Origin of the sequence: Nocardiopsis lucentensis DSM 44048 (assembly GCF_000341125.1) — a bacterium.
GTDB classification, from domain to species: Bacteria; Actinomycetota; Actinomycetes; order Streptosporangiales; family Streptosporangiaceae; genus Nocardiopsis; species Nocardiopsis lucentensis.
Genome location: NZ_ANBC01000294.1, coordinates 1 through 7,063 on the forward strand (window position 1 = coordinate 1; position 7,063 = coordinate 7,063).

At 71.1% G+C, this 7,063-nt stretch carries 8 protein-coding genes, 1 tRNA gene and 1 pseudogene; 9 read left to right on the forward strand and 1 reads right to left on the reverse strand.

Features of this window, described 5'->3' with window-relative positions; translation table 11 throughout:
- Positions 1-495: YajQ family cyclic di-GMP-binding protein (locus D471_RS0110075; RefSeq protein ID WP_017598506.1), on the reverse strand; the 495-nt coding region annotated here is incomplete at its 3' end.
- 233 nt (positions 496-728) lie between these two features.
- Here D471_RS0110075 and D471_RS0110080 point away from each other — a divergent pair.
- The 9 genes and pseudogenes from D471_RS0110080 to D471_RS0110120 all read left to right on the forward strand — a co-directional run.
- A tRNA-Tyr gene (locus D471_RS0110080) sits at positions 729-810 on the forward strand.
- 590 nt (positions 811-1,400) lie between these two features.
- Positions 1,401-1,646, forward strand: coding sequence for a hypothetical protein (locus D471_RS0110085; RefSeq protein WP_017598507.1), 246 nt, complete (start codon positions 1,401-1,403; stop codon positions 1,644-1,646).
- Between the two features lie 57 nt (positions 1,647-1,703).
- Positions 1,704-1,952, forward strand: a complete 249-nt coding sequence (locus D471_RS0110090; protein WP_017598508.1) for a hypothetical protein — start codon at positions 1,704-1,706, stop codon at positions 1,950-1,952.
- Between the two features lie 12 nt (positions 1,953-1,964).
- Positions 1,965-2,213, forward strand: coding sequence for a hypothetical protein (locus tag D471_RS0110095; RefSeq protein WP_017598509.1), 249 nt, complete (start codon positions 1,965-1,967; stop codon positions 2,211-2,213).
- A gap of 11 nt (positions 2,214-2,224) precedes the next feature.
- Positions 2,225-2,491 carry a hypothetical protein gene (locus D471_RS0110100; RefSeq protein ID WP_017598510.1) on the forward strand — a complete coding sequence of 89 codons (267 nt, stop codon included), beginning with the start codon at positions 2,225-2,227 and terminating at the stop codon, positions 2,489-2,491.
- Positions 2,492-2,618: 127 nt separating this feature from the next.
- Entirely contained in the window at positions 2,619-3,110 is a 492-nt protein-coding gene (locus D471_RS0110105) for a hypothetical protein (RefSeq protein WP_017598511.1), read from the forward strand.
- 139 nt (positions 3,111-3,249) lie between these two features.
- Positions 3,250-4,533: a DUF2397 family protein gene (locus tag D471_RS38310; protein WP_026127582.1), complete on the forward strand. Its 1,284-nt coding sequence runs from the start codon at positions 3,250-3,252 to the stop codon at positions 4,531-4,533.
- The gene (locus tag D471_RS0110115; protein ID WP_017598512.1) at positions 4,530-5,909 is read left to right on the forward strand and encodes a TIGR02678 family protein; all 1,380 of its coding nucleotides are present in this window, start codon (positions 4,530-4,532) and stop codon (positions 5,907-5,909) included. The genes D471_RS38310 and D471_RS0110115 overlap by 4 nt, the downstream gene beginning before the upstream one ends.
- A pseudogene (locus tag D471_RS0110120) lies at positions 5,863-7,063 on the forward strand (exonuclease SbcC); the annotation flags it as partial. The gene D471_RS0110115 and the pseudogene D471_RS0110120, both read left to right, overlap by 47 nt.

Here is a 7,063-nt window from a genome sequence, read left to right on the forward strand (position 1 = left end):
CCGGTAGTTGACGAACTGGAGGGCCAGGTCGAAGTCCTTGGCCTCGACGAGCTTCATGACGCTCTGGAGATCGTCCTTCTTCTTGGAGCTGACGCGCAGCTCGTCACCCTGGATCTGCGCCTTGACGCCCTTGGGGCCCTCGTCGCGGATGAGCTTGGAGATCTTCTTGGCGTCCTCGGAGGAGATGCCCTCCTTGAGGCTGATGGGGAGGCGGTACTCCTTGCCGGAGGGCTTGGGCTCGTCGGCCGGGTCCAGGACCTTCAGGGAGATCTTGCGCTTGACCAGCTTCTCCTTGAAGACCTCCAGAGCCGCCGTGGCGCGCTCCTCGGAGCCGCTCTTGATCTCGATACCGTTCTCGCCCTGCCAGGCGATGGTGGTTCCGGTGCCCTTGAAGTCGAACCGCTGGGCCAGCTCCTTGCCCGCTTGGTTCAGGGCGTTGTCGACCTCCTGACGGTCGAGTTTGGACACGACGTCGAAACTGGATTCGGCGGCCACGTACGCTCACACCCCGTTGTCTGTCATGGGTAGCGGGCGCTCGTCGGGCGCCCGCGCGGTCTCGTTCGGCCCGTGCCGACAGTCCGGCCGGGCGGGGTCACGAGCTTAGCCGCGTGCTGCCCTGGACGCCCGAAGGCCCTGCTGGGCGCCGGGCGGACAAACCGATTTCAGGTTTGGGCCGATCATCCGCTAGTCTCTTACATGCGTCGCGACGAACACGTCGCCGCAGCCCAGGCAGGTTGCCCGAGCGGCCAATGGGAGCGGACTGTAAATCCGTCGGCTTTGCCTTCGAAGGTTCGAATCCTTCACCTGCCACCCTGGGATGAGGCCCCGGTGGCCAGCGGACACGCTGGCCACCGGGGCCTTTCGCGTGTCTGGGGCGGGTGAGCTCTGACGGGAGTGGTGTGCGTCACTCTCCGTGAGTCCTGGCGGGTCTACGCGTGCGCTGTCGTCACTCTCGGTGGATTCGGCCGGTCGCGGATGGATCGCGATGGCGTCACGGGGCGATCACGCTGAGTGATGTTCGGGTTGTGGTGGTCGCCTGCCCTCGGCTCTCCGTCCGTACGTCTCTGATCTGCGGTTTCGCCGAAGGGGAGGGCGATCTGGGATCGCTGCCGTGGGGATTGTGGGCGGATATCTCATGTTACGCGCGCCTGTTCGAGGTTGTGTGGCTTGGTGAAGGTGTGCGGCTTTATTCGCTTTCATACGTTAATGGATGGCTGGGGATGTTTCGCGCACCCCACATAAAGAATGTCAACGACAATCCGGACAAATTGCTTTCCGGGTTTCGGCGTTGACAAAAAACAGGGGCCGGATGATGATTGCTCCAGTCCACCGCGACACAGGTGCAAGAAGCGCCTGCGTCTTTTTCTGTCAACACCTCGCATTGATTCTCGGGGGAAGTCATGATCAAGAAGATGGCCGCTGCTGGCCTGGTCGCCGGTGCCGCGATGGGCGCGATCCTCACGGGGGCTCCCGCTTTCGCCTCCCACGGTGGCGACCAGCAGTTCAACCAGAACCTGCAGGTGGTTCCGATCCAGTCCTGCAACCTGACCGGCAGCGTCGGTCTGGTTGCCGTCACCATCCCGATCCTGTCGCCGCAGACCACCGGCGACTGCACGAACGGGCCCGTCGGCACCAACATCAGCTAGTTTCCGGCAATTCGCCAGACCGAGACAGTTCACAATCTTTTCTGAAGGGTAATGCAAATGCTGCGTAAGCTCGGTGTTGCCGGCCTCATCGCTGGCGCCGCTTTCGGCGTGGTTCTCTCCGGTTCCCCGGCCTCCGCGGACTCGCACGGCGGTCACCAGCAGTACAACCAGAACCTGCAGGGCATCCCGGTTCAGCTGTGCAACACCAGCGCGGCCGTCGGCCTGGTGGCCGTCAACGTTCCGGTCCTGTCGCCGCAGACCACCGGCGACTGCACCAACGGCCCGGTCTCCACCAACATCCGCTAGGGGTTAACCGACATGCTGCGCAAGATCACCACCGCCGGCGCCGTCGCCGGAATCGCTCTGGGCGCCATCCTGGCCGCCACGCCCGCCTCCGCTTCGCACGGCGGCGACCAGCAGTACAACCAGAACCTGCAGGTCGTTCCGGTTCAGCTCTGCAACACCGAGCTGGCCGTGGGCCTCCTGGCCGGTGTCAACATCCCGATCCTGTCGCCGCAGACCACCGGCGACTGCGTCAACGGGCCCACGCACACCAACATCGACTAGGAGATCCGGCGATGCTGCGTAAGCTCACCGTGACCGGTGCCATCGTGGGGATCGCGTTCGGGGCGGCTCTGGCGGCCTCCCCGGCCTCGGCCTCGCACGGCGGCGACCAGCAGTTCAACCAGAACCTGCAGGTCGTTCCGGTTCAGCTCTGCAACACCGAGCTGGCCGTGGGCCTCCTGGCCGGTGTCAACATCCCGATCCTGTCGCCGCAGACCACCGGCGACTGCGTCAACGGGCCGGAGAGCACCAACCTGAGCCACGGGGGCGGCGGGTACTAGTCCCCGAGTGGCGGGGCCTGACGGCCCCACAGTGACGGAAAAGAGCGGTTCGAAGGCCCCCCGGCGTGTGCTGGGGGGCCTTCTCGCTGTTCAGGGGCATGATGGGGGTCACACGGAGGAGGTCGGAATGAAGCGTGCCCTTCTGAGCGGTATCGCCCTTGTCCTGCTGACGGCCTGTGGAGAGCAGGTGGCCACGCCCAGGGAGCCCGAGGGCGGGGGCACGTCCCCGGACGACGGCGGGACGCCGAACTCCGGCGACGCCGACGGCGGGACCCACGTCTTCAACCGGCACGGCGACGCCGAGGGATACCCCGACCAGGAACCCCGGGACTACGTCGCCACCGAGTTCACCACCTTCACCCGGATGAACTGGGAGGACTGGTCCGAGGGCACCGCGCGGGGGCACGGCGAGCTCTCCGGTACCTGGTGCTTCGAGCAGGGCTGTGTGGACGATCCCTACGAGGTGGACGTCGAGCTCTCCGACCCGAAGGAGGTCGACGGCACCGCGTACTTCTCCACCTACACGATCAGCGACCCCGCCGGGGACATGCCCGCTGACGCCCGCGAGGCGATGGAGGCCGCCGACGGTGGCCGACTGGACCTCCCGCCGGAGGAGTGACCGTGTGACTCGGAAGAGGCCCAAACTTCCGAAAAAGTACATAGTCCCTGCTCAGGACGGGTGATGGAGGTGGCTCAGCCGAGCCATACGGGGCCGATCCGGGCGTGGCGCGTCCGTGAGGTCTCTACTCTGCTGAGTTGTGGGACTCAAGGAGCGTCCGCAGGACGGCGCGCACGACGGAAACGGCCCCGGCGATCAGCCGACGCCACGGCACGGCCGCGCGGCTCTGCTGCGCCTGGCCTCCTGGTTCGAGGAGGCCGAACCCGACCGCGCCGACGCACTGGCCACCGCCGCCTACGGCCTGTACGCCTCCCTCCACCTCGGGGGCCGCGCGGACGACGCCGTCGCCGCCACGACCAGTTGGTGGCAGGCCGACCCCGATCGCAGTCCGGTCACCGAACGCCCCGGCACCCGCCCGCCCGAGCCCGTTCGCGACCATCGCGCCCAGCGCGCCCGGCTTCGCGACGCGGCCGAGTCCTCCGCCCACTGGCGCCGCGCGGGAGCCGCGCAGGTGCGGTCCCTGCTCACCGAGCCCACCGGGGCTCGGGCCAGCCTGGACCTGTCCGGGGCCGGGATGGAGGTCCTCATGGAACTCCTCACCGCGGCTCTCGGTTCCGGCGACGCGAGCCACCGCCCCACGTCCGCCGGGGACCTGGAGTTCTCCCTGCGACTGCACGTGGTCCCCGAGCCGGGAGCGGAGGTCACCGTCCTGGGGGAGGGCGGCGAGCTGTCCCTGGAGGGGCTGCGCCTCTGCGTGACCCCCTACGAACAACACGTCGTCGAACTCCCGCCCCTCCCGGCCCCCCTTCCCGAGCCCGCCGCCCAGGAGCCCCCCGGCCCCCGGGACGCCGTGGCACGGGGGGGCTCCTCCGGCGCTGACGGAGCCTCGGAGTCCCCGGACGTCCTCACCTCCGGCGAGGCCGACCAGCCCCAAACCGCCACGGAGCTCCTCACGTCCCTCCTGCCCCAGGACAACGCTGGGCACCCGCAGCACCCTGAGGCCTCCGACGCCGTGTCGGGGCCCGACGGGTCGACCGAGCCCGCCGAGCCGTCCGAGACGCGGGGCGCGGACGTCCCGCGGGAGACGTCGGACTCCGACGTGGCTCCGGTCGCCACGGCACCTGACGGCACGCCCGCACCAGAGACGCCCCCCGCCGGGGAGGGGCCGTGGGCCGCCCCGGAGGTCCGACCGGACCCCACGGACGCGGACGCGGACGCCGACACCGGCCCCATCCCCGTCGTCCCGACGGAGGTTCCCGGCGCCGGTCCGGCGACGCCGGTCGACACCCCCGGGCCGGACGACGGAGAGACCGAGGATCCTCGGGACGTCCCGCCCTCCGGGGCGGGCGCCAACCCCGACAACGAGACCACCGGACCGATCGACCTGTCCGCGCACCGGCGCGACGCCCACCAAGGGGGGTGAAGGAGACGGACACCTACAGCGAGGACGCCGCCCTCATCGGCGAGCGCCAGGCGGCCGCTCGCGCGCTCATGGCGCGTCCGCTGATCACCGCGCGTACCCACCCGGCCGAATTCGCGCTCGTGCGCTCCCACGCCGAGTGGCTCATCCAGCGCTTCCAACGCGTGCTCGGCTACCGGCTGACCGTCGCCGACGACCACGCGCGCCTCGCCAAGCGCGGGCTCGTCACCGAGGTCACCCGACCCCACACCCGGCACACCGGCGCCCGCTTCACCCCCCGTGCGCACACCTACCTGGCACTGTCCCTGGCGGTCCTGCTGGAGGAACCGGCGGCCGTCCCCGCCCGGACACTCGCCACCCGCGTCCGCTCCGCCGGGCGAGAGGCCGGTGTCGACGCCGACCCCGCGCGCGGGCTCGGGGAACGCCGCGCGTTCTGCGCCGCCCTGACCCGGCTGGTCGACCTCGGCGCCCTCACCGAAGTGTCCGGAACCGTCGCCGACCACCGCGCCGACGCCACCGCAGACCCCCTCCTGCGCCCGGAACACCACGTGCTCCGTTCCGTCGTCGCACACCCGCCCCACGCGGACGACACCCCCGACACCTTCCTCGCGGAGGCGGTCGACCCCGACCCCTCCGGGGACCACGCGGGGGAGATCGCCCTGCGCCGTCTGCTCGCGGAGACCGCCGTCGTCTACCGTGAGGAGCTCCCCGACCGCCAACGCGACCGACTCGTCGCCCACCAGTGGCGCGCGGCCGCCGCCCTCGGCAACCTCCTCGGCGTCGACACCGAGGTCCGCGCCGAGGGCGTCGCGCTCGTCTCCCCCGACGAGGCCGCCCCGCACGCCGCGTTCCCCTCCGGCGACCCCGTCGGCCAGACCGCCCTCGCCCTGGTCCGACACCTCTCCGGCCGCCTGCACCCCGGCCGACCCACCACCTCCGTCCCCGTCCCCGAACACGAACTGGAGACCGCGCTCGACACCCTGTGCGCCGAGGGGACCCCCGAACGGGCCGAGTGGGCCCGCACGGCCGGACCCGAGATCCCCGATCCGGCCCGGCTCCGCTCACGGGTGCTGATCCTGTTGGCCGACCTCGGCCTGATCCGCGGCGGCCCCGGCCACCGGCGGCTCACCGCCGCGGCCGCGCGCTACGGCGCCGACACGGACGAGCGCGTCCTCCGGATCCAGGACAATGACGACAACAGCCGGACACACCCCGACGAAACGAGTGGCGCCGACCCCGGCGCGCCCGGGGCCCCCGCCGACCCCCACGGTGATCTGAGCCGCGTGGCGTCCGTGCTGCAAGCGGTGGCGAACGAGAAGGTGAGCGCGACCAGTGGTGACCCAGGAGACGAGCGAGACCCCCGGAACGGTTCCGACTGACCCGGCCAGCGCGCCCCGCTACCGTCTCGAACGGGCGGGCATCCGCAACGTCTGGCAGTACGACGACCAGGTCCTCGACTTCGCCGAGGGGCGGCTTCTGCTGCGCGGCCGCAACGGCGCGGGCAAGTCCAAGGCCCTGGAGATGCTGCTGCCCTTCCTCCTGGACGGGGACGTCCGCCGCCTGGACACCACCGGCACGAACCGCACCAGCCTGCGCTGGCTGATGGCCGACGGTCCCCGGGCGGGCCGCGGCCCCGGCCCCGAGGAGACCGGCCCCGACCTGCTGGGCGGCGCCGACCCGGACGAACCCGCCGACCAGGACGACGACACGGAGGGCACCGGACCCGCCACACGCCTGGGCTACCTGTGGGTCGAGTTCACCACCGCGCGGGGCGACCGCGGCCTGGACGCCGTCGGGCGCGGCACCCCCCGGGAACGGGACGACTCCGCGGGCGGTCCGGCCGCTCCGCCCCGCCACCTCACCCTCGGCGCCGCCGTCCTGGCCGTCGGCGACGCCGACCCGCGCTGCGTGTTCTTCGTCACCGAGCGCCGCGTCGGGCGCGACCTGGAGCTGGTCACCGACGGCCGTCCCAAACCCATCGACCGTCTGCGCTCCGAGATCGGCGCCGACCACTGCTTCACCAGCCCGGTCGCCTACCGGGCCCGTGTCATGAGCGCCCTCTTCGGCATCGACGACTCCGTTCGCTACCGCAACCTCGTCCACCTGCTCTACCGTCTGCGCAGGCCCACCATCGGCGACCGCCTCGAAGCGGGGGAACTCGTCAGCGTCCTGTCGGAGGCCCTGCCACCGATGGACGAGACCGTCCTCGACGAGGTCGCCCGCAACATCGCCGACCTGGAACAGGCCCGCGCCGAGAAGAACGCCCTCACCCGCGCCGACACCGGGGTCGCCGACTTCCTCACCGACTACCGCGGCTACCTGGTGCACGCCCTGCGCGCCCGCGCCACCGCGGTCCGCGAGCGCCTCGACGCCTGCGCCGAGCGCACCGCCGAAGCCGACCGCCTACGCGCCGAACTCGACGAACTCGTCACCGCCGAGGGACGCGTCTCCGAGGAACGCGACCAGGCTCGCCGTACCCGCGACACCGCCGACGCCGACGGCGGTACCCTCGCCGCGGCCCGGGGCGGGGGAG